The 919-nt window shown below is 75.8% G+C and carries 1 protein-coding gene and 1 pseudogene; both read right to left on the reverse strand.

Annotated elements, in window-relative coordinates; translation table 11 throughout:
• Positions 1 to 363, reverse strand: a pseudogene (locus tag C667_RS23385) (flagellum-specific ATP synthase FliI); the annotation flags it as partial.
• The coding region (locus tag C667_RS23390) for a FliH/SctL family protein (RefSeq protein WP_004390516.1) at positions 360 to 919 on the reverse strand (560 nt) is incomplete at its 5' end. The pseudogene C667_RS23385 and the gene C667_RS23390, both read right to left, overlap by 4 nt.

The raw sequence follows: 919 nt of genomic DNA on the forward strand, positions 1-919 counted from the left end.
CGGCAGGTGCTTGGCGCGGTCGGCGGCGCGGCGGCGCGGGCCGATGCGCTTGCCCGGCACCAGGCGCGGCACGCCCACCTCCATCGGCAGCACGCGCGCGCCCGGCGCCAGGCCGAAGACGTCGTCGGTGGGCATCATGTAGAGCTTGTCGCCGTTGAAGCCGACCACCTCGGCCTCGACCGCGCCGCCACCGGGCACCAGGATGCGGCAGCCCGAGCCGAGCGCCAGCTTGATGCCCGCGGCCTCCATGACCAGGCCGTTGATGCGGGTGAGGCGGCCGGAGACCTCGAGCGGGTTGCAGCCCTCGACCAGGCGGCGGCCATCGCCGAGGAAGTCGCGCCACAGCGCCTGGTGGCGGTTCATGCCGGCGGCTCCGGCGCGGGCGGCGCGGTGTCGGCGACCGGGCCGGTGGCGTCGCCCGCATCCGCTTCGTCCGCCACGCGCCAGCGTGCGCGCTCGTGGCCGATGGATTCGAGCACCCGCCGCCAGCGCGTCTCCAGCGTCGCGTCCACCTGTGCGCCCTGGCCGTCGATGCGGCACTCGCCGCGTGCGAGGCGGGCATCCTCCTGCAAGCGGTGGCCGGCGTGGGCGAGCTGGTCGCCCAGATGCTCGCGCACCAGAGCGAGATCGTCGGGGTGGAGCTGGATGTGGGCGTGGCCCTGGGGGAGCTGGAGGAGCGCGCTGCGCACGGTGTCGAGGATGGCCTCGGGGTGTTCGGCGAGGGTGAGCTTCACCATCCGCCGCGCCATCTCGATCGCCAGCGCCATCAGCTGCTCGGCGATCTCGCCGTCGAGCTCGCGCAAGGCCTCGTCGAGGCCGTCGGCGAGCCCGGCCAGGCGCGCCGCCTCGGCCTCGGCCCGCGCGCGACCCTCGGCGTAGCCGTCGGCGCGGCCGGCTTCCAGGCCCTCGGCGTGGCCGG

Origin of the sequence: Thauera phenylacetica B4P (assembly GCF_000310225.1) — a bacterium.
Classification (GTDB): Bacteria; Pseudomonadota; Gammaproteobacteria; order Burkholderiales; family Rhodocyclaceae; genus Thauera; species Thauera phenylacetica.